The organism is Herbaspirillum sp. C7C2, assembly GCF_022627865.1.
Lineage (GTDB): Bacteria > Pseudomonadota > Gammaproteobacteria > Burkholderiales > Burkholderiaceae_D > Herbaspirillum > Herbaspirillum frisingense.
In genome coordinates this window covers 48864-69595 of the sequence record NZ_JABXGI010000011.1, presented here as the reverse complement: position 1 = coordinate 69595, position 20732 = coordinate 48864, and the positions used below count along the sequence as shown (strand labels likewise).

Sequence of the window (20732 nt, the reverse complement as noted above, 5' to 3'; positions counted from 1 at the left end):
TTTGTCATCGTTCCGCTGCGGCCCAGCCGTGCTGAACAGTCATGCCTGCCCAATGACCGAGAACATAACAGGAGGCTGCAATGAGATTCCGGACCGTTTTCCTGATCGTGCTGCTGGCGCTGGTCGCCATCTTCGCCGCCGTCAACTGGACGGCCTTCACGGCCACCACCACCCTCTCGCTGATCTACACCGAGTTCCAGGCCCCCTTGGGTGCGGTGATGCTGGCAGTGGTGGTCGTGCTGACGGCCTTCTTCCTGCTCTACATCCTGGCCCTGCAGACCAGCGTGATGCTGGAGAGCCGGCGCCTGACCAAGCAGCTGGAAGCCCAGCGCACCCTGGCCGACCAGGCCGAGCATTCGCGCTTCAACGACCTGCGCGGCTACCTGAAAACCGAGCTGGAGCAGTTGCAGCGCCGCCAGACCGAACAACAGACCCTGCTGGCGCAGCGCCTGGATGCATTGCAGCGCGACATCCACCATCGGGTGGAGCAGACCGAGAATGCCGTGGCCGCCCAGGTCGGCGAACTTGACGACCGGCTGCAGCGCCAGCAGGTGGCGGGTGTGATCAAGCCGCTGTAATCTGTCGCCAGCAAAACAAAAAGGCTGCATCAACGAAGATGCAGCCTTTTTTTCATCTTTTGACGCTTTTTGGTGCAGCTTAGACGCCGTAACGCGTGCGGTAGGCCGCCACGGCATCCTTGTGCTGGGTCAGGCGCGCATCGCCACCGGTGGAGATGTACTCGAACAGGTCATCCAGGTTGCCGATGGAAATGACCGGCATGCCATATTCGCGTGCCACTTCCTGCACGGCCGACAGTTCGGACAGGGCGCCGTCCTTGCCCGAGCGCTCCATGCGGTCCAGCGCGATCAGCACCGCACAGGGGGTGGCGCCGGCGGCGCGGATCATGTCCACCGATTCGCGCACCGAGGTGCCGGCCGAGATCACGTCGTCGATGATGACGACCTTGCCCTGCAGCTTGGCGCCGACGATGGTGCCGCCTTCGCCGTGGTCCTTGGCTTCCTTGCGGTTGAAGGCGAACGGCACGTTGCGTCCCATGCCGGCCAGCGCCACGGCGGTGGCCGACGCCAGCGTGATGCCCTTATAGGCGGGACCGAACAACATGTCATATTCGATGCCAGAATCCTGCAGGGTCTGGGCGTAGAAACGCGCCACCTGAGCCAGCGTCGCGCCTTCGCTGAACAGACCGGCGTTGAAGAAGTAAGGCGAGGTACGACCTGCCTTGGTGACGAATTCGCCAAAGCGCAGCACGCCGGCCGACACCGCGAATTCAATGAATTCCTGTCTCAAGTTGCTCACAATGCATTTCCCGGGAAGAGTCAAAAACGGAAGGGCCGGCCTGCCCGCTTGCCACAAGGCAAGGCGAGGGAGGTGGCGAAGCCTTCATCAGGCCGCCATTTTAAATGATTCATCCTATCGGTTATGCTACCGGCCTGATTGAACACTCTCCCGCAGCAAGCAAACAGGAATCCCATGCCAAAAATCGTCTCCGCCAACCTCAACGGAATCCGCTCGGCCGCCAAGAAGGGCTTCTTCGAATGGCTGCAGAAGGAAGCGCCGGACTTCGTCTGCGTGCAGGAACTGAAGGCCCAGGCGGCCGACATGACCGATGAATTCCTGGCCCCGGCCGGTTATGTCGGGCATTTCCACTATGCCCAGAAAAAAGGCTACTCGGGCGTGGGCGTGTACAGCCGCCGCCAGCCGGATTCGGTGCGCATCGGCTTCGGCAATACCGAGTTCGATGACGAAGGCCGCTATGTGGAATGCGACTATGGCGACCTCACCGTGATTTCGCTCTACGCACCCTCGGGCTCGTCCAGCGAGGAACGCCAGGAAGCCAAGTTCCGCTTCATGGAAGCCTTCCTGCCGCACCTGATGGACCTGGAAAGGAGCGGCCGCGAAGTCGTCATCTGCGGCGACTGGAACATCGCCCACAAGGAAATCGACCTGAAGAACTGGAAGAGCAACCAGAAGAATTCCGGCTTCCTGCCGGAGGAGCGCGCCTGGATGACGCGCATCTTCGACCAGCTGGGCCTGGTGGACGTGTACCGCCGCCTGCATCCCGAGACCACCGGCGAGGCCTATACCTGGTGGAGCAATCGCGGCCAGGCCTGGGCCAACAACGTGGGGTGGCGTATCGATTACCACGTCTCCACCCCAGGCATTGCCGCCAAGGCGGTGAGCGCGGCGATCTACAAGGAGCAGCGCTTTTCCGACCATGCGCCGTTGACGGTGGTCTACGGCGACTGAACACGCGCCAGCCGACCCGCCTCCTCCCGTTCGGACTGAGTAGCGGCGTAGCCGCGTATCGAAGACGCGCCGGGCGGTGGTCCATGGAGCGCCTTCGATACGGCCCTGGCGGGCCTACTCAGTCCGAACGGGAAGCAGGTGGAAAACGTTCGCAAAAAACAAAAGCCCTCGCACTGTGACGTGCGAGGGCTTTGTCGTTTCAGACCAGCAAAAATCAGGCGTCCGGTGCTGCCGCCTTCTTCGGGGTGGCCTTGCGCAGTGCCGGCTTCTTGGCCGCTGCTGGCTTGGCTGCCGCCTTGGTCTTGGTGGCCGTGGTCTTGGTCGCCGTCTTCCTGGCGGCTGGCTTGGCTACCGCCTCATCCGCACCGTCACCGGCTTCGGCTGCAGCAGCCTTGCCCGGCGCCTTGGCTTTGCGTTCCTCGAACTCGAAGCTGATCTTGCCGTCCTTGCCGCGGACCAGGAAGGCCTTGAACGGCCGGCGGGTACGCTGCGAGATGAAGCCCGGCAGCAGGTCGGTCTTGCCGTCGTTGAGAAGCTTGGCCATCTGCTCGGGCAGGATTTCCTGTTGCAGGATGATGCGGCTGCTGCGGAAGTCGCAGGCCTTGGGCTTGGCCACGGTCTTTTCGCAGACATAGGCCAGGCCCATCTCGTAGACGCCGCTGCCGCACTTGGGGCAGGCGCCCAGCGGGGTCTGTTCGCTGAAGTCCACCGGCTCGCCGCCCTCGCCGTCGGCCTGGTCCTGGCCGAAGTCGAATTCCAGCTTGAAGTTCTTGATCTCTTCGTCACGCGAAATCTTCAGGATGGCCGCGAACGGACGGCCCATCTTCGAGCGGAAACCCTGCAGCGGGCCGATGGTGCGGTTCTGCAGCAGTTCTTCCACTTCGGCGATCTCGAACTGACGACCACCAGGCACCTTGCTCATCGAGAATTCGCACTTGGTGCAGGCGAAACGACGATAGTTTTCCTTCACCACGCCACCGCAATTGGGGCAAGGCGTCTGCAGGGTCGCGTAGTCGCCGGGGATGGTGTCGTTGTCGTATTCCTTGGCGCGCTTGACGATGATCTGGGTCATCTGCGCGATCTCGCGCATGAACTCGTCACGGCTGATCTTGCCGCGCTCCATCTGGGCCAGCTTGTGTTCCCACTCGCCGGTCAGTTCCGGTTCGGTCAGTTCATCCACGCCCAGGCCGTGCAGCAGCGTCATCAGCTGGAAGGCCTTGGCGGTGGGCATCATCTCGCGGCCTTCGCGCAGCAGGTACTTTTCGTTCAGCAGGCCTTCGATGATGGCCGCACGCGTGGCTGGCGTACCCAGGCCCTTGCCGGCCATGGCCTCGCGCAACTCGTCCGAATCCACCAGCTTGCCCGCACCTTCCATGGCCGACAGCAGCGTGGCTTCGGTATAGCGGGCGGGCGGCTTGGTGACCAGGCCGTTGGCCGTCACCTTGTCGGTCTTGACCTTCTCGCCCTGGGCCACGGCGACCAGATTGCCGCCGCCTTCCTTGTCCTTGTCGTCTTCCTCGACCTGCTTGCCGTAGATGGCCAGCCAGCCGGGGTTGATCATGACCTTGCCTTCGCTCTTGAACTGGTGGCCCGACACTTCCGTGAAGCGGGTGGTCACCTGGAACTCGGCCGGCGGGAAGAACACCGCCATGAAGCGGCGCGTCACCAGGTCGTAGAGCTTCTGTTCCGGTTCCGACAGGTTCTTGGGCACCTGGGTGGTCGGGATGATGGCGAAGTGGTCGCTGATCTTGGTGTTGTCGAAGATGCGCTTGTTGGGCTTGACCCAGCCTTGCTTGAGGATCTGCTTGGAGAACTGGTGGTAGTTGTTGTTCTCCGCCAGCGCCTCCATCGTGTCCTTGACGGTGTTGATGTAGTCCTCGGGCAGGTGGCGCGAATCGGTACGGGGGTAGGTCAGCACCTTGTGCTTTTCATACAGCGCCTGGGCCAGGCCCAGGGTGTTCTTGGCCGAGAAGCCGAAGCGCGAGTTGGCTTCTCGCTGCAGGCTGGTCAGGTCGAACAGGCCCGGCGACATCTGCGTGGTCGGCTTGGACTCCTCGGTGACATTGCCCGGCTTGTCGCGGCAGGCGGCCACGATGGAATCGGCAGCCGCACGGCTCCACAGGCGCTCGGGGCGCTTCTCGGGGTCGTTCTCGTCCTTCTTGTGGCCCTTGTCCAGCCAGCGGCCCTTGTAGATGCCGGCGGCGCAGACGAACTCGGCGTGCACTTCCCAGTAATCGCGGGGGACGAACTTCTTGATCTTCTCTTCACGCTCGACCACGATCGACAAGGTCGGCGTCTGCACGCGGCCCACGGTGGTGAGATAGAAGCCGCCTTCCTTGGAGTTGAAGGCGGTCATGGCGCGGGTGCCGTTGATGCCGATCAGCCAGTCGGCCTCGCTGCGGCAGCGCGCCGCATTGGCCAAGGGCAGCATTTCCTCGTCATCACGCAGGTGGGCAAAGCCCTCGCGGATGGCGCCCGGCGTCATCGACTGCAGCCACAGGCGCTTCACCGGCTGCTTGGCCTTGGTGTATTGCGCGATCAGGCGGAAGATCAGTTCTCCTTCGCGGCCCGCGTCACATGCGTTGATGAGGGTGGTGACGTCCTTGCGCTTGATCAGCTTGGAGAGCACCTTCAGGCGCGACTCTGTCTTGGCGATGGGGTTCAGGGCGAAGTGCGGCGGAATCATCGGCAGGTGGGTGAAGCTCCACTTGCCGCGCTTGACGTCGTATTCCTCGGGGACTGCGATTTCCAGCAGGTGGCCGACGGCCGACGACAGGATGTACTGGTCGGATTCGAAATACTCATCGTGCTTGGTGAAGCCGCCGAGCGTCTTCGCGATGTCGTTCGCGACAGAGGGCTTCTCGGCAATGATGAGGGTCTTGCTCATAAGTATGGGTCTCGGTAATGAGAGATCGGTTGCTGGCGTGTTCCAGGAGATCGGTCAGCCCCAGTTGGGGCCGGATCGCTCCGAAACAACGTCATGCCATCCCAGGGTCGAAACCGGCGGCGGCGGCGTGCGGAGCATGCGGCCGGCGTTTCATTGCCTGTGGACAACGGAATTTTTATATAGTAGCCAATATCGGGCCAATGCGGGGGAATGATAAGCGTGATGCAAACGAAACGGCAAGCACAAGGGCTTGCCGTCTCAGAGTTTCATGCATATCCAGCTTGGGATGAAGCAATAAGCTATGTCTATCGTCAGCCCACTGTCAGCATGGCAACCGTGCAGCCGCTGCAATATCAGGCTGGCAAGCCGCCGCAGCTGCCTTAGTGCAACAGGCGCGGTTCGGTGTCGTCCTCGTCGAGGAACAGCTCCTCGAACATCAGGCCGTCCGGCTCCTTGCCCTGGCTCCACAACACCATCAGCACGATCACCTTGAGCTTTTCCAGTGTGATGGGTGCTTCACCAGCGGCCAGTGCACGTTCGATGACGATCTCGCGTTGCATCGGGTCCAGCATCTTGGCCGATTCCAGGAACTGGATGAAGCCAATGGCTTCCACGCCGAGCACGTCGCTTTCCTGGCGCGCGTAGATACGGGTACCGAAGGAGAAGGCGGTCTGGCGGGGATAGTTGTCGGCGAATTCGTGATTGGCGACTTCAAGATCAGTCAGCCATCCGAGTGCCTGGGAAATTTCATCTTCTTCGAAACCGATCGCGGACAACTTCTTGACCAGGGCCTCCGGTTCGGGGCAGGCATCAGGGCGATAGTAGGTTTCGTACAGGTAAACGAGGACATCAAACATGTTCGTACTCTATCGCGAAGGTTATGAATGTACAAGTCAGCCAAGTCCAGTATGGCAGGAATTGCGGCAGCGCGGGGATTAATTTCTTCATGCTACGCACCGGTAATGTGCGCCAGGTAACACTTCTACGCGGCCCTGCAGTTCCAGTCCTAGCAAGATTGCTGCCAGTGCCGCTGCATCCAGACCGCAGCGCTGCGCCAGGGTGTCGACATCGACCGGATCATGTCCCATGGCGCGCATGACCTGCAGACTTGCCGGATCGACATCGTCCATCGCCCCGGCCGCGACAAGTGCCGATGCCACCACTGTCGGCGCAGTACCGGCAACGGCTTGCCGCTGTGGCAATTCTTCGAGAATGTCCTGCGTCGTCTCCACCAACTTGGCCCCCTGGCGGATGAGCTGGTGACAGCCCTTGGACAACGGCGCGTGGATGGAGCCGGGAATGGCGAACACATCGCGCCCCTGCTCGGCCGCCATGCGCGCCGTGATCAGCGAGCCGGAGCGGGCTGCCGCCTCCACCACCAGCACTGCCTGGGCCAACCCCGAAATCACCCGGTTGCGTCTGGGGAAATTGGCCGACAGCGGTGGCGTGCCCAGCGCATATTCGCTGACGATGCAGCCGCCCTGTGCGATGCGTTCGGCCAGATCCCGATTGCGCGGCGGATAGTCGATATCGCAGCCGGTCCCGATCACCGCCACCGTCGATCCGGCACCCCGCAGACCGCCCTCATGCGCGGCCGCATCGATGCCCAGCGCCAGTCCGGAGACGACGGTCAGCCCGGCATGGCTGAGCTCCTCGGAAAAGCGCATCGCGTGCTCGCGCCCTTGCGTCGTGGCATGCCGGCTGCCGACCACCGCCAGCGCCGGCGCGCACAGCAGCCCCGCATTGCCGCGTACGTAGAGCAACAAGGGTGGGTCGGCAATGTTGAGCAGACTGGCCGGATAGGCGGCATCGGCCAGCGTGATGATCGCCCGTCCAGGCAACTGCAACCACTCCAGCGTGGCCTCCATGCGCTCGCGCTGCCGGCCCGAGGGTGGTGCCAGCAAGGTCGCCGCCTGCCGGGGCGGCAGTACGGCGCACAGTGCGGAAAAATCCGCCTGCCAGATCTGGCCGGGCAGGCCGAAAACAGCCAGCAGGCGCCGTGCCGCCACCGGCCCGATGCCGTCGGCAAAAGCCAGTCGCAGCCAGGCCTGGAGGTGGTCGGAATCGGCCTGCGCCTCATCAAAAGGGAAATTGTTTTGCATAATTGACCGTGCCGCGCTCAACGCCGTGCGGCGCGGGCTTGCGGCGAACGGGGAGCGGGCTGTGATACACTTTTCATCTTGATCGGGAACACCACGGTGGCCACCGGGCAACAATGCACAGGCGCTGGCGACCAAGCCCACGATTGTGCTGCGGCCGCGCTTGAAGCGTCGCGCTCTGGCCACATTTAAATAACAATTCCCGAAACGAATCCCCCGGAGCCTCGCAAAATGTCGAGGTCCGGACTATCCAGGTCCACCGGGACCGAACTCCAAGATTGCCGAGAACCACGTATGGCCCAGCTCAACATCCTCCGTTATCCCGATCCGCGCCTGCACAAGATCGCCCAGCCCGTGACCGTCTTCGATGCGCGCATCAAGCAACTGGTGGCCGACATGGCCGAGACCATGTATGCCGCCCCCGGCGTGGGCCTGGCCGCGACCCAGGTCGACGTGCATGAACAGGTGGTGGTGATCGATGTGTCCGATGAGGGCAAGAACCTGCAGGTCTTCATCAATCCCGAAATCCTGTGGGCCAGCGATGAAAAGCGCGTCTACGATGAAGGCTGCCTGTCGGTCCCCGGCATCTATGATGGCGTGGAACGCCCGGCACGCGTGAAGGTGCGCGCCTTCGATGCCGACGGCAAGGCCTTCGAACTCGATGCCGACGACCTGCTGGCAGTCTGCATCCAGCACGAGATGGACCACCTCAAGGGCAAGGTCTTCGTCGAATACCTCTCGCCGTTGAAGCGCAACCGCATCAAGACCAAGCTGCAGAAGGAAGAACGCGAGATGAAGAAGAAGGCGGGCTAAGCCCGCTTGTCATCTGCAGCACAAAATCAAAACGCCGGCCAGGGGCAACCCCGACCGGCGTTTTGCATTGATGCGCCCTGCGCATCAAGCCATGGTTCTGATCAGACCGCCACGAAACGGTACACCCCGTCCTCGCCCAGCACGCGCTTCACGGCGCCGTCGTACCAGAGCTTGTGCAGATGCGCCACCGCCTCGCCCAGCGCGAAGGACAACTGGTGCGTATCCAGCGGGCGCTTGAACATCACCGGCAGAATATCCACCCCCGTCTGCGGCGTGGCGCAGGCTTCCAGCACCTCGGCCAGACGCAGGCGGTGGTGATCGTTCAACTGTTCGATGCGCGTGTGCAGGCCGCGGAAAGGCTTGCCATGCGAAGGCAGCACCAGCGCATCGGCCGGCAGGTGCGCGTACTTCTTCAGCGAATCCAAGTACTGCTGCACCGGGTTGCTCTCCGGCTCGATGGCAAACACCGAGACATTGGTGGAAATACGCGGCAAGACCATGTCACCCGAGATCAGCACGTTCAACGCACGGCAGTACAGGGACACATGCTCCGGCGCATGACCAAACCCGGTGATGACCTCCCAGTCACGCCCGTCGACGCGCACCGCCTGGCCATCCTGCATCCGGTGGTAGGCACGCGGCACCGTCGGTACCAGGTCCTGATAATAGTTATTGCGCCCCTGCAACAGGGCGACTGTTTCGGGATCGGCCAGCCCGTGGCGCTGGAAATGCGGCGTCGCCGCCGTCCCCTCGGCACCCGGCAGGGCCGCCGACATCACCCGCGCAAAGGCGTAATCGCCGGTGCTCATCCACAGCGGCACCTGCCAGCGCTGGCACAGCCAGTCGGCCAGGCCCACGTGATCGGGATGGCAATGCGTAACCAGCACCCGCACGATGGGCAGGCCATCGAGTTCCTCGGCGAAGATGGTTTCCCAGGCCTGGCGCGTCTCCTCGGTGGCGATGCCGCAATCGACCACGGTCCAGCCGCGCTGCCGGCCCTGCGGTGTGTCCACCTCGTCTTCCAGCAACCAGAGATTGATGTGGTTCAGCGCAAAGGGCAGCCCCATGCGCAGCCAGCGCACACCGGGCGCGACCTGCATGGTGCGGCCGATGTCGGGCAGGGTATCGCCGAAGGCGTAGTCGAGCTGGGATTCAAGTGCATTCATCAATGAGCCGGGCCGGGAACGTGGACAGGAACGACGCCGGACATTGCTCCAGCGACAACGAAAGACCGCCAGTCTAGCGCAAGCTGCAATTTCCGCTGGACGACAGGGCACAATATACTTTACGTTAACGTAAAGTGCCAGACCAGGCCGATCCGACTCCTTCGAGCCCCAAGTCCATCAGCGTCCACGTCGTTATGCCCACCTATACCATCACCGAACTGGCAGAAGAATTCGCGATCACGCCACGTGCGATCCGGTTCTACGAAGACCACGGCATCCTCAATCCCAAGCGCGAAGGCGTGGGGGGACGGCATCGCGTCTATCCGGCGCGCGAACGCACGCGCCTGAAGCTGACGCTGCGCGGCAAGCGGCTCGGCTTCACGCTTTCCGAGATCAAGGACCTGATCGACATGTATGAATCGCCCAAGGATACGCAGCCGCAATTGCAGCGTTTCCTGGGCCTGCTGCAGCAACATCGCGAAAAGCTGGAGCAGCAGCGCGAAGACCTGGAACTGACCCTCTCCGAGATTGCCGCCCACGAAGAGGAATGCCGGCAACTGCTGGTCGAGGGTAAATCAAGGAGCAGTAGCACCAGGACCAGACGCAAGGCCGTGGCCGCCTGAGCCCCGGCAAACCGGATTCATCTGCCGTTAACGTCAACCGGAACGCCCCCTCCGGAACACCAGAACAAATTACCCAACGAGGAGACACCCATGATCCACCTGCCCGGCCTGAGTTTCGACCACGGAGAAGACATCGCCGCCCTGCGTGAAGCAGTGGCCGCCTTCGCGCACAGCGAGATCGCCCCGCGCGCGGCCGAGATCGACCGCAGCGACCAGTTCCCCATGGACCTGTGGAAGAAGCTGGGCGAGCTCGGCGTGCTGGGCATCACCGTCTCCGAGGAATACGGCGGCGCCGGCCTGGGCTACCTGGCCCACATCATCGCCATGGAAGAAATCTCGCGGGCCTCGGCCTCGGTGGGCCTGTCCTACGGCGCGCACTCCAACCTGTGCGTGAACCAGATCAAGCGCAACGGCAACGAAGAACAGAAGCGCAAATACCTGCCCAAACTGATCTCCGGTGACTACATCGGCGCCCTGGCCATGTCCGAACCCAATGCCGGTTCCGACGTGGTGAGCATGAAACTGCGCGCCGACAAGAAGGGCGACCGCTACGTGCTCAACGGCAGCAAGATGTGGATCACCAACGGCCCCGACGCCGACGTGCTGGTGGTCTATGCCAAGACCGATCTGGATGCCGGTGCCCGTGGCATGACCGCCTTCCTGGTCGAAAAAGGCTACAAGGGATTCTCGGTGGCGCAGAAGCTGGACAAGCTGGGCATGCGCGGCTCGCACACGGGCGAGCTGGTGTTCCAGGATTGCGAGGTGCCGGAAGAAAACATCCTGGGCGGCATCGGCCGTGGCGTCAACGTCCTGATGTCGGGCCTGGATTTCGAGCGCAGCGTGCTCTCCGGCGGCCCGCTGGGCATCATGCAGGCCTGCATGGACGTGGTGGTACCGTATGTCCACGACCGCAAGCAATTCGGCCAGGCCATCGGCGAATTCCAGCTGATGCAGGGCAAGCTGGCCGACATGTATTCCACCATGATGGCCTGCAAGGCCTATGTCTATGCCGTGGGCCAGGCCTGCGACCGCGCCGACAGTGCCGACAAGGTGCGCGCACTGCGCAAGGACGCCGCCGGTGCCATCCTCTACAGCGCCGAGAAGGCCACCTGGATGGCCGGCGAGGCGATCCAGTCGCTGGGCGGCAATGGCTACATCAACGAATATCCGGTCGGCCGCCTGTGGCGCGACGCCAAGCTCTACGAGATCGGCGCCGGCACCAGCGAAATCCGGCGCATGCTGATCGGCCGCGAACTGTTTGCCGACACGCTGTAATTGCCGGCTCCCCCCTCTTCAACCGCACGGAACATCATGAGCACCTCCATCGATTTCTACTTCGACTTCAGCTCCCCCTACGGCTACTTCGGTGCCGTCGAGATCGACAAGCTGGCCGCGCGCTACGGTCGCGCCGTCAGCTGGCACCCGATCCTGCTGGGCCCCATCTTCAAGACCCTGGGCACCAATTCGCTGGTCAACATCCCGGTCAAGGGCGAGTATTCGCGCCATGACATGGAGCGCACCGCCCGCTTCCACAACATCTTCTACAAGGCCCCCAGCAACTTCCCCATCGGCAGCCAGGTCGCCGCCCGCGCCACGCTGTGGGTGCAGCAGACGCAGCCGGCCAAGGCGGTCGAGTTGATCAAGACCCTCTACAGCGCCTACTTCACCGAAGACATCGACATCAGCGTCACCGACAACGTGCTGCGCATCGCCGCCGATCTGGGCATCGACCGCGCCGCGCTGGAGGCCGCCCTGGGCTCTCCCGAACTGAAGGACCAACTGCGCCAGGCCACCGAGGCGGCCGGCAAGGCCGGTGTGTTCGGCTCCCCCTTCGTAATCGCCGATGGCGAACAATTCTGGGGCTTCGACCGCTTCGCCCAACTGGAAGCCCTGCTGAAAAACGGAAAGATCTGATGAGCAACAAGAAAGACAAGGCTGGCCCCTGCCCCTGCGGCCAGCCCAGCTTCGACAAATGCTGTGGCCGCTTCATCACCGGCGGCCAGGTGCCGGCCACGGCCGAGCTGCTGATGCGCTCGCGCTATAGCGCCTATGCCCTGCGCGACGAAGCCTACCTGCGCGCCACCTGGTTCCCCGAGACATTGCCGGACGAAGAGCTCACCAGCGAGACCGACGTCAAGTGGATCGGCCTGGAGATCAAGAAGCACCAGCACGCTGCCGGCAGCGATGCCGCCACGGTCGAATTCGTAGCGCGCTTCAAGGTGGGCGGCAAGGCCCACCGCCTGCACGAGATCAGCAACTTCGTGCGACAGCCCGATGGCGAGGGACAGATGCGCTGGTACTACGTGGACGGCAGCTTCCCCGAAGGCTGAGGTTTTCTGCACCACGGCGCCACAACAAGAAACTAAAACAGAGAGACGAGAGACCACCATGCCGCAGATTGAAAGCAAGCTCAACCCGCGCAGCGAAGAATTCCAGCACAACCGCGACGCCATGCAGCGCATCGTGGACGACCTGCGCCAGAAGGTCGCTGCCATCGCCGAAGGTGGCGGCCAGGCCGCCCGCGAAAAACACCTGGCCCGCGGCAAGCTGCTGCCGCGCGAGCGCGTGCAGATGCTGCTGGACCCCGGCACGCCCTTCCTGGAATTGTCGCAACTGGCCGCCTACGGCATGTACCGCGAGAAGGATCGCGACGGTAATCTCAAGGATGCCGCCCCCTCGGCCGGCATCATCACCGGCATCGGCCGCGTGGCCGGTCAGGAATGCGTGATCGTCTGCAACGACGCCACCGTCAAGGGCGGCACCTACTACCCGATGACGGCCAAGAAGCACCTGCGCGCGCAGGAGATCGCCGAATTCAACCACCTGCCCTGCATCTATCTGGTCGACAGCGGCGGTGCCAACCTGCCCAACCAGGATGAGGTCTTCCCGGACCGCGACCACTTCGGCCGCATCTTCTTCAACCAGGCCAACCTGTCGGCCAAGGGCATTGCCCAGATCGCCGTGGTGATGGGCTCCTGCACTGCTGGCGGCGCCTATGTCCCGGCCATGAGCGACGAGTCCATCATCGTCAAGGACCAGGCCACCATCTTCCTGGCCGGCCCGCCGCTGGTGAAGGCCGCCACCGGCGAGGTGGTCAGCGCCGAGGAGCTGGGCGGCGGCGACGTCCATACGCGCCTGTCGGGCGTGGCCGATCACCTGGCCCAGGACGACACCCACGCCCTGGCGATCGCCCGCAACATCGTCGGCCACCTCAACCGCCGCAAGCCGCAGCAACTGGCCCTGCGCGAGAGCGTGGAACCGCGCTACCCGGCCCAGGAACTGTATGGCGTCATCCCCACCGATACCCGCAAGCCCTTCGACGTGCGCGAGGTCATCGCCCGCATCGTCGATGCCAGCGCGTTCGATGAATTCAAGGCCCGCTACGGCACCACCCTGGTGTGCGGATTCGCGCACCTGCATGGCATGCCGGTAGGCATCATCGCCAACAACGGCATCCTCTTCTCGGAGGCCGCCGAAAAGGGAACCCACTTCATCGAACTGTGCTGCCAGCGCAAGATCCCGCTGATCTTCCTGCAGAACATCACCGGCTTCATGGTCGGCAAGAAGTACGAGAACGAGGGTATCGCCCGCCACGGTGCAAAAATGGTCACCGCCGTTTCCACTGCCAAGGTCCCCAAGCTGACCGTCATCATCGGTGGCAGTTTCGGTGCGGGCAACTACGGCATGTGCGGCCGCGCCTTCTCGCCGCGCTTCCTGTGGATGTGGCCCAATGCACGCATCTCGGTGATGGGCGGTGAACAGGCCGCCAGTGTGCTGGCCACCGTCAAGCGCGACGGCATCGAAGCCCGCGGCGGCAGCTGGAGCCCCGAGGAAGAGGCCGCCTTCAAGGAACCCATCCGCGCCCAGTACGAAAGCCAGGGCCATCCCTACTACGCCTCGGCGCGACTGTGGGACGACGGCGTGATCGACCCCGCCGATACCCGCCATGTGCTGGCGCTGGGCCTGTCGGCGGCGCTCAACGCCCCCATCGAAGAGACCCGATTCGGCGTCTTCCGCATCTGAGCCACGCCACCGAGGAGACACCATGTTCAACAAGATCCTGATCGCCAATCGCGGCGAAATCGCCTGCCGCGTGGCCGCTACCGCACGTCGCCTGGGCATCGCCACGGTGGCCGTCTATTCCGACGCCGACGCCCGCGCCAAGCACGTCCAGGCCTGCGACCAGAGCGTGCGCCTGGGGCCGGCTCCGGCCAAGGAAAGCTATCTCTGCGCCGACAAGATCATCGCCGCCGCCCTGGCTACCGGGGCCCAGGCGATCCATCCGGGCTACGGCTTCCTCTCCGAGAACGCCGAGTTCGCCCAGGCCTGCGCCGACGCCGGGCTGGTCTTCATCGGCCCACCGGCCTCGGCGATCCGCGCCATGGGCTCCAAATCGGCCGCCAAGGCGCTGATGGAAACCGCTGCCGTGCCACTGGTACCGGGCTACCACGGCGAGCGCCAGGAGAGCGATTTCCTGCGTGGCGAGGCCGACCGCATCGGTTACCCGGTGCTGCTCAAGGCCAGCGCCGGGGGCGGTGGCAAGGGCATGCGCGTGGTCGAGCGTTCGGAAGACTTCGAGGCCGCGCTGGCCTCCTGCAAGCGCGAGGCGATCTCCAGCTTCGGCGACGACCGCGTGCTGGTCGAAAAATACCTGACCCGGCCACGCCACATCGAAATCCAGGTCTTCGCCGACGGCCAGGGGAACTGCGTCTATCTGTTCGAACGCGACTGCTCCGTGCAGCGCCGTCACCAGAAGGTCCTGGAAGAAGCCCCGGCCCCCGGCATGAGCTGCGGCCGCCGCGCTGCCATGGGCGAAGCGGCGGTGGCCGCGGCCCGCGCCGTCGGCTATGTCGGTGCCGGCACGGTGGAATTCATCGCCGACTACAGCAGCGGCCAGGATGGCAGTTTCTATTTCATGGAAATGAATACCCGGCTGCAGGTGGAGCATCCCGTCACCGAAATGATCACCGGCCTCGATCTGGTGGAATGGCAACTGCGCGTAGCCGCAGGCAAGGCGCTGCCGCTGAAGCAGGATGCACTGCGCATCAACGGCCACGCCATCGAAGCCCGCATCTATGCGGAGAATCCCGAGAAGGGCTTCCTGCCCTCCATCGGTACCCTCACCCGCATGCGCAGCGCCGCGGCGGTGGAGTTCCGCCTGGGCGAGAATGGTGCCGGGCAGCCGGCGCCGGTACGCATCGATTCCGGCGTGCGCGAGGGCGATGCCATCTCGCCCTTCTACGACCCCATGATCGCCAAGCTCATCGTCTGGGGCGCCGACCGCGACGCCGCCCTGCGCAACATGGCGCGTGCGCTGGCGCAGTACCAGGTGGTGGGGCTGGCCACCAATATCGGCTTCCTGCAACGCCTGATTGCCGGTCAGGCCTTCGCCACTGCCGACCTCGATACCGGCCTGATCGAACGTCATCGCGACAGCCTGTTCCCGGCACCCGTGCGGCCCGGTATCGACACCCTGGCGCTGGCCACCGCCGCCATCCTGCAGCAGGAGCACCAGGCGAGCAGCGACACTGACCCCTGGGCACACACCAGCGGCTGGCGACTCAACACCCGCCTGCTGCGCAGCCTGGACTTCGAGGACGAAGCCGGACCGACGACGGTGCAACTGGACTACGCCGGCGACGGCCGGCACTGGACGCTGCTTGCCGACGGCAGCACGCATACGCTGGCCTTCGACCCCAGCGACCAGAACGGCCTACTGGTCTCGCTGGATGGCCGCACGCTGCGCGCCGAGGTCCAGCGAGAAGGCGAATGGCTGCACGTCTTCGATGGCCAGGGACAGCGCAGCCTGCGCCATCTCGACCCCATGGCCCATGCCGGCCACAGCGAAGTCGAGGGCGGCCGCCTGACCGCCCCCATGCCCGGCAAGATCGTCGCCCTGCTGGTACAGAAGGGCGCCAGCGTGGCCCAGGGTGCGCCCCTGCTCATCATGGAAGCCATGAAGATGGAGCACACCATCGCCGCGCCCTCTGCCGGTGTGGTCGAGGACCTGCTCTATGCGGTTGGCGACCAGGTGAGCGAGGGCGCGCAGTTGCTGGAATTCAAGGCCGCCTGAGCGCGCCGGGTAGCTTGCCATGAATGCTCCCGTGTTACACGTGGCCCCCTCCATCCATGTGCTGGAGCGGGGCTGGCTGTCCTCCAACAACGTGTTGCTGTTCGGCCGCGACGAAGTGGCGATGATCGACAGCGGCTACGTCAGCCATGCCGAACAGACCCTGACGCTGGTACGGCACGTGCTGTCCCAGCGCGGTCGGGACGAGCTGGCCCTGCTGGTCAACACCCATCTGCACTCCGACCACTGCGGCGGCAATGCCGCCCTGCAGCAAGCCCATGGCTGCCGCATCGCCATCCCCGCCCCCGAGGCGGACAAGGTGCGCCACTGGGACGAGGACGCCCTCAGCTACCGCGCCACCGGCCAGCGCTGCCCGCGTTTCACGGCGTCGCAGACCATCGCCAGTGGCGACGTGTTGCGCATGGGCGACCTGGACTGGCAGGCGCTGGCCGCTCCCGGACATGATCCGCATGCGCTGCTGTTCTACTGCGCGCAGGAAGGCGTGCTGATCTCGGCCGATGCCTTGTGGCGCAATGGCTTCGGCATCATCTTTCCCGAGCTGGATGGCGAATCCGGATTCGACGAAGCGCGCGCCACGCTGGAGCTGATCCGCACGCTCGACGTGCGTACCGTCATCCCCGGCCATGGCGCCCCCTTCCAGGACATCGACGACGCCCTGGACAAGGCCTTCTCGCGGCTGGACTACCTGCAGGCCGATCCCTTGCGCAACGCCCATAACGGCATCAAGGTATTGGTCAAGTTCCTGCTGCTGGAACGTGGCCGCATCCCGCTGGAGCAGTTGCCGGCGATGATGCACGACATCCCGTTGCTGCGCATCACCAATGAACGCTTCCTGCAGATGGACGACGTCGCCCTGTCGCGCTGGTGCGTGGCGCAACTGGAAAGGGCCGGCGCGGCGCACAGCGACGGCGTGTTCCTGCTGGACCGGTAAGCACGCTGACCGCCGCGGCAGCCTGAAGCGTGGCGGCCATGCTGTTATCATTTCCCGCTCCATCTACCTACCGCGTTTGATCCGATCCGACCCATGAACGACACCGCCGCACCCCTGCCCTCCTCCGCCCAACGCGTCGCCGACCTGCTGGCCGGCATGGGGCATGACAAACCGGTCGTGATGCTGCCCTCGACCGGCCGCACCTCGGCTGAAGCCGCCGCCGCCGTCGGTTGCAGCGTGGCCGAGATCGCCAAGTCCATCATCTTCCGCCGTGTGGCCGACGATGCACCGGTGCTGGTCATCGCCAGCGGCGCCAACCGCGTCGACGAAGCCAAGGTGACCGCCCTGGTCGGCCCGCTGGGCAAGGCCGATGCCCGCTTCGTACGCGACAACACCGGCTACGCCATCGGTGGCGTCTGCCCGGTCGGCCACGTCGTCAAGCCGGTGATGCTGATCGACCGCGACCTGTTCAACTACGACAGCGTCTGGGCCGCCGCCGGCCACCCGCATGCCGTCTTCAACCTGACCGCCGCCCAACTGCAGGAAATGACCGGCGGCGCCGTCAGCGACGTGCGACTGGATGCCGCGCCGACCGCAGCCTGATCCCAACTGAACCAGACCAGAACAAGAATTCCCACGAACACAGCCAACGGAGACAAGCCAGATGAACCTGCCCAAGAAAGTGAAGATCGTCGAAGTCGGACCCCGCGACGGTCTGCAGAACGAGAAGGAAACCATTTCCGCCGCGATCAAGATCGAACTGGTCGACCGTCTCACGGCGGCGGGTTTCCCGAATGTGGAAGCGGCCTCCTTCGTCTCGCCCAAATGGGTGCCGCAGATGGCGACCTCGACCGAGGTCATGCACGGCATCACGCGCAAGCCGGGCGTGGTCTATTCGGCGCTGGTGCCCAATATGAAGGGCTTCGAGGCGGCGCTGGAAGCGGGCGTGGATGAGGTGGTGATCTTTGGCGCGGCCTCGGAAGCGTTTTCGCAGAAGAACATCAACTGCTCCATCGCCGAATCCATCGACCGTTTCGCCGAAGTCGCCAAGGCCGCCAAGGCCCACCGCAAGCGCCTGCGTGCGGCGGTCAGTTGCGCCTTCGGCTGCCCGTACCAGGGCGAGGTCCCGCTGGAGGCGGTGGCCGATGTCGTCCGGCGCTTCCGCGAACTGGGCTGTGACGAGATCGACATTGCCGACACCATCGGCGTGGCCACACCGGACAAGGTACGTCCGGTGATGGAAACGGCGATCCGCGAGTTCCACATCGAAGGACTCTCCGGCCACTTCCACGATACCTACGGACAGGCGCTGGCCAACATCTACGCCAGCCTGCAGGTCGGCATCAGCATCTACCACGCCTCCGTGGCCGGCCTGGGCGGCTGCCCCTACGCCAAGGGCGCAACCGGCAATGTCGCCACCGAGGATGTGCTGTACATGATGAACGGGCTGGGGATAGAGACGGGGGTGGACCTGGATGCGGTGGTCGATGCGGGACAGTTCATCTCGCAACACCTGGGACGCAGGTCGGTCAGCCGCGCGGGCAATGCGATTGCGGCGAAGCGGGCGAGGTGAGGTGAGTGGGGTGAGGCGGGCCGGTTTGAGTCAGCGCTGTTGGACAGTCGCCTCAGCTGCAGTGGTCATACTGAGCGACTGACACCCGGCAAGCAGAATGGCGCGGGGCTGCCTTGAGCAGCCACCGCGCCATTGCCTATTCCTTATTGCGATTGCTCACAGCTCACTGCTGACGATAACGACGCAATCCGCGTACCGGCAACTTGTCGGCCTCGATCAGCGCCTTCTTCAAGGCGCGTTTGTGCAGCACAGCGCCGGCGATCAATGCGACGGCAGCCAGGACGATGATGAGGACGTTGACCAGATCGAAGTTTTGCATGATTCCCCCCTGCGACAATTGACGGCTGATGAAACTCGGGCATGGCCCTTCCGGCTGAGCCGGACCCGCAACACGCCCCCGGTGGCGCCTGCGTGGCCTGTTTTACGCCAGGCTTGTGGAAAACATAGCACATGGTCGGGATAAGACAGTAAATCATATAAATAATTTCCTGAAATTTCCCATTCGCGCAACAAAAAGCACGATCGTTATATTTTTTCGACTTTTATCCTATAATCGTCCGACAAAAGCGGCCTTGTGCCTTGATATAACGACAACCAACGAGAGACGACCATGCCACCAGCCCCTGCTTACCCCAAAGCATTGCAAGATCTGCGCCTGCCCATCATCTGCTCGCCCATGTTCATCGCCAGCGGTCCCGCGCTGGTCGCGGCCCAGTGCAAGGCCGGGCTGGTCGGTTCGTTTCCCGCGCTCAACGCCCGTCCGGCGGAGCAACTCGATGTCTGGCTGACCCAGTTGCAGGAAGAACTGGCGCAGTGGCAGGCGCAGCACCCGGAACGCAAGGTCGGTCCGATTGCGGTGAACCAGATCGTGCACCAGTCCAATGACCGTCTGGCCCAGGACGTGGCCACCTGCGTCAAGCATCAGGTCCCCATCATCATCTCCAGCCTGCGCGCGCCTCCGCAGGAGATGCTCGATGCCGTGCACAGCTATGGCGGCATCGTGCTGCATGACGTGATCTCCCTGCGCCATGCCGAAAAGGCGCTGGAAGCCGGGGTCGATGGCCTGATCCTGGTGGCGGCCGGCGCTGGCGGCCATGCCGGGACGCTGTCGCCCTTTGCGCTGGTAGGCGAGGTGCGCAAGATGTTCCAGGGGCCGCTGGTGCTGTCGGGTGCCATTGCCACGGGCGACGCCGTGCTGGCCGCGCAGGCCATGGGCGCCGACTTCGCCTACATGGGATCGCGCTGGCTGGCCACGCGCGAATCGAATGTCGATGAGGCCTATCGCCAGGCCATCGTCGACTCCTCCGCGGCCGATGTGGTGTACACCAACCTCTTCACGGGGGTGCACGGCAACTATCTCAAGAAGTCCATCGTCAACGCCGGGCTGGACCCGGACAACCTGCCCGAGGCCGACAAGACCAAGATGAACTTCGGCTCCGGCGGCGGCAGCAAGGCCAAGGCCTGGCGCGATATCTGGGGCGCTGGCCAGGGCGTGGGGCTGATGGACGACGTGCCTGGTGTGGCCGAGATGGTGGATCGGCTGGAGGCTGAATATCACGCCGCACGTACGCGACTGGCGCTGTAGGAACCTGCAACGCGACGTCGTGGTGGTTCAGGACAAGGCGGATGGGTGACTCCATCCGCCTTTCCCTTTTTGTGCAAGCCTGCACCAGCGCGGGGGAACGCGCCCAGTCCTGGCGCATCCAACGGACGAGTTCATCGCCCTGCCGCGCCCTTGCGGCGCGGCCTGTACGAATCCTCTGTCGGACAAATTCCTATTTTGCATCCTGCCTTGTAACTGGCGGCACTTCTTGTGCGAGGCCCGGTCGTATTTGTTCGCTTCGAGCATGCGCAAGGTAGCCGATGAGCTCGTGAGCCACTGTACTCAAGCTCCCCGGCGCCGGCCCTGCGGCAAAAGAAGAGTCAACCATTTGATGCGAGGACCCCAACATGACCAGCTTCCTGAGAACCAGAAAAGATCGTCATCCCAAACACGACAAACCCCGACTGCCCCATGAGCAGGACCAGAATGCAGACCGTCAGGACCCGGCGCGCAGCGGCCATGCCGTAGACCGCCCGGAAATTCGCCAGGCCTACGACGATATCCGCAAGGGCCAGGTCGATACCGACCTGCGCGGCACCGGCGGTCTGGACGAAGTCAACAAGGGTGCGGGCGGCCGGGCAGCCGGCGCCCCGCGCAAGGAGCTCGACGAAGGTTGAGCAGGCCCGAGACCAAGAGGGCCCCAGGAACAGCAGGCGGGACGAAGTGCGGGCGCAATGC

At 63.9% G+C, this 20732-nt stretch carries 20 protein-coding genes; 14 read left to right on the top strand and 6 right to left on the bottom strand.

The features are described from left to right. Positions 1-80 precede the first annotated feature (80 nt). Positions 81-578 carry a Signal transduction histidine kinase gene (locus HWE04_RS15430; RefSeq protein ID WP_077234827.1) on the top strand — a complete coding sequence of 166 codons (498 nt, stop codon included), beginning with the start codon at positions 81-83 and terminating at the stop codon, positions 576-578. A gap of 79 nt (positions 579-657) precedes the next feature. On the opposite strand, the gene pyrE is transcribed toward HWE04_RS15430, so the two are convergent. After that, positions 658-1317, bottom strand: coding sequence for an orotate phosphoribosyltransferase (pyrE, locus tag HWE04_RS15425; protein ID WP_077234826.1), 660 nt, complete (start codon positions 1315-1317; stop codon positions 658-660). 174 nt (positions 1318-1491) lie between these two features. Here pyrE and HWE04_RS15420 point away from each other — a divergent pair, with 174 nt between their 5' ends. Then, positions 1492-2268, top strand: coding sequence for an exodeoxyribonuclease III (locus HWE04_RS15420; protein ID WP_241812946.1), 777 nt, complete (start codon positions 1492-1494; stop codon positions 2266-2268). Between the two features lie 214 nt (positions 2269-2482). Here the strand turns inward: HWE04_RS15420 and HWE04_RS15415 are convergent, their stop codons facing one another. The 3 genes from HWE04_RS15415 to dprA form a co-directional block, all read right to left on the bottom strand. Then, positions 2483-5155: a DNA topoisomerase III gene (locus HWE04_RS15415; RefSeq protein ID WP_241812944.1), complete on the bottom strand. Its 2673-nt coding sequence runs from the start codon at positions 5153-5155 to the stop codon at positions 2483-2485. 380 nt (positions 5156-5535) lie between these two features. Beyond that, positions 5536-6012: a DUF494 family protein gene (locus HWE04_RS15410; protein ID WP_006464584.1), complete on the bottom strand. Its 477-nt coding sequence runs from the start codon at positions 6010-6012 to the stop codon at positions 5536-5538. A gap of 87 nt (positions 6013-6099) precedes the next feature. Continuing rightward, the gene (dprA, locus tag HWE04_RS15405) at positions 6100-7257 is read right to left on the bottom strand and encodes a DNA-processing protein DprA (RefSeq protein WP_241812942.1); all 1158 of its coding nucleotides are present in this window, start codon (positions 7255-7257) and stop codon (positions 6100-6102) included. 291 nt (positions 7258-7548) lie between these two features. Here dprA and def point away from each other — a divergent pair, with 291 nt between their 5' ends. Further along, positions 7549-8067, top strand: coding sequence for a peptide deformylase (gene def, locus HWE04_RS15400; protein WP_182993352.1), 519 nt, complete (start codon positions 7549-7551; stop codon positions 8065-8067). 101 nt (positions 8068-8168) lie between these two features. On the opposite strand, the gene HWE04_RS15395 is transcribed toward def, so the two are convergent. Further along, a complete protein-coding gene (locus tag HWE04_RS15395; RefSeq protein ID WP_241812940.1) occupies positions 8169-9233 on the bottom strand; it encodes an MBL fold metallo-hydrolase in 1065 nt (354 codons plus the stop codon). A 194-nt stretch (positions 9234-9427) separates the two neighbouring features. Here HWE04_RS15395 and HWE04_RS15390 point away from each other — a divergent pair, with 194 nt between their 5' ends. The 9 genes from HWE04_RS15390 (at position 9428) to HWE04_RS15350 (ending at position 18451) form a co-directional block, all read left to right on the top strand. Further along, positions 9428-9856 (top strand): MerR family transcriptional regulator, encoded by a 429-nt coding sequence (locus tag HWE04_RS15390; RefSeq protein WP_077234820.1) that lies wholly within the window; start codon positions 9428-9430, stop codon positions 9854-9856. A 90-nt stretch (positions 9857-9946) separates the two neighbouring features. Continuing rightward, complete coding sequence (locus HWE04_RS15385) at positions 9947-11131, top strand: isovaleryl-CoA dehydrogenase (protein WP_006464589.1); 1185 nt, start codon at positions 9947-9949, stop codon at positions 11129-11131. Between the two features lie 36 nt (positions 11132-11167). Then, positions 11168-11770, top strand: coding sequence for a 2-hydroxychromene-2-carboxylate isomerase (locus HWE04_RS15380; RefSeq protein ID WP_077234819.1), 603 nt, complete (start codon positions 11168-11170; stop codon positions 11768-11770). Next, positions 11770-12186: a YchJ family protein gene (locus tag HWE04_RS15375; protein ID WP_241812938.1), complete on the top strand. Its 417-nt coding sequence runs from the start codon at positions 11770-11772 to the stop codon at positions 12184-12186. The genes HWE04_RS15380 and HWE04_RS15375 overlap by 1 nt, the downstream gene beginning before the upstream one ends. 58 nt (positions 12187-12244) lie before the next feature. After that, a complete protein-coding gene (locus tag HWE04_RS15370) occupies positions 12245-13879 on the top strand; it encodes a carboxyl transferase domain-containing protein (protein WP_241812936.1) in 1635 nt (544 codons plus the stop codon). Positions 13880-13901: 22 nt separating this feature from the next. Continuing rightward, positions 13902-15929, top strand: coding sequence for an acetyl/propionyl/methylcrotonyl-CoA carboxylase subunit alpha (locus HWE04_RS15365; protein ID WP_241812935.1), 2028 nt, complete (start codon positions 13902-13904; stop codon positions 15927-15929). 19 nt (positions 15930-15948) lie between these two features. Beyond that, complete coding sequence (locus HWE04_RS15360) at positions 15949-16878, top strand: MBL fold metallo-hydrolase (protein ID WP_241812934.1); 930 nt, start codon at positions 15949-15951, stop codon at positions 16876-16878. A 93-nt stretch (positions 16879-16971) separates the two neighbouring features. After that, complete coding sequence (locus HWE04_RS15355) at positions 16972-17481, top strand: YbaK/EbsC family protein (RefSeq protein ID WP_006464595.1); 510 nt, start codon at positions 16972-16974, stop codon at positions 17479-17481. 61 nt (positions 17482-17542) lie between these two features. Then, positions 17543-18451, top strand: a complete 909-nt coding sequence (locus HWE04_RS15350; protein WP_241812933.1) for a hydroxymethylglutaryl-CoA lyase — start codon at positions 17543-17545, stop codon at positions 18449-18451. 163 nt (positions 18452-18614) lie between these two features. Here HWE04_RS15350 and HWE04_RS15345 read toward each other — a convergent pair whose 3' ends face one another. Then, complete coding sequence (locus HWE04_RS15345) at positions 18615-18770, bottom strand: hypothetical protein (protein ID WP_166757989.1); 156 nt, start codon at positions 18768-18770, stop codon at positions 18615-18617. 291 nt (positions 18771-19061) lie between these two features. Between HWE04_RS15345 and HWE04_RS15340 the strand changes: the two genes are divergently transcribed. Continuing rightward, positions 19062-20036, top strand: coding sequence for an NAD(P)H-dependent flavin oxidoreductase (locus tag HWE04_RS15340; RefSeq protein WP_102664155.1), 975 nt, complete (start codon positions 19062-19064; stop codon positions 20034-20036). A 365-nt stretch (positions 20037-20401) separates the two neighbouring features. Further along, on the top strand, positions 20402-20671 hold the full coding sequence (locus tag HWE04_RS15335) for a hypothetical protein (protein WP_241812931.1): 270 nt from the start codon (positions 20402-20404) through the stop codon (positions 20669-20671). The last annotated feature ends 61 nt before the right edge of the window (positions 20672-20732 follow it).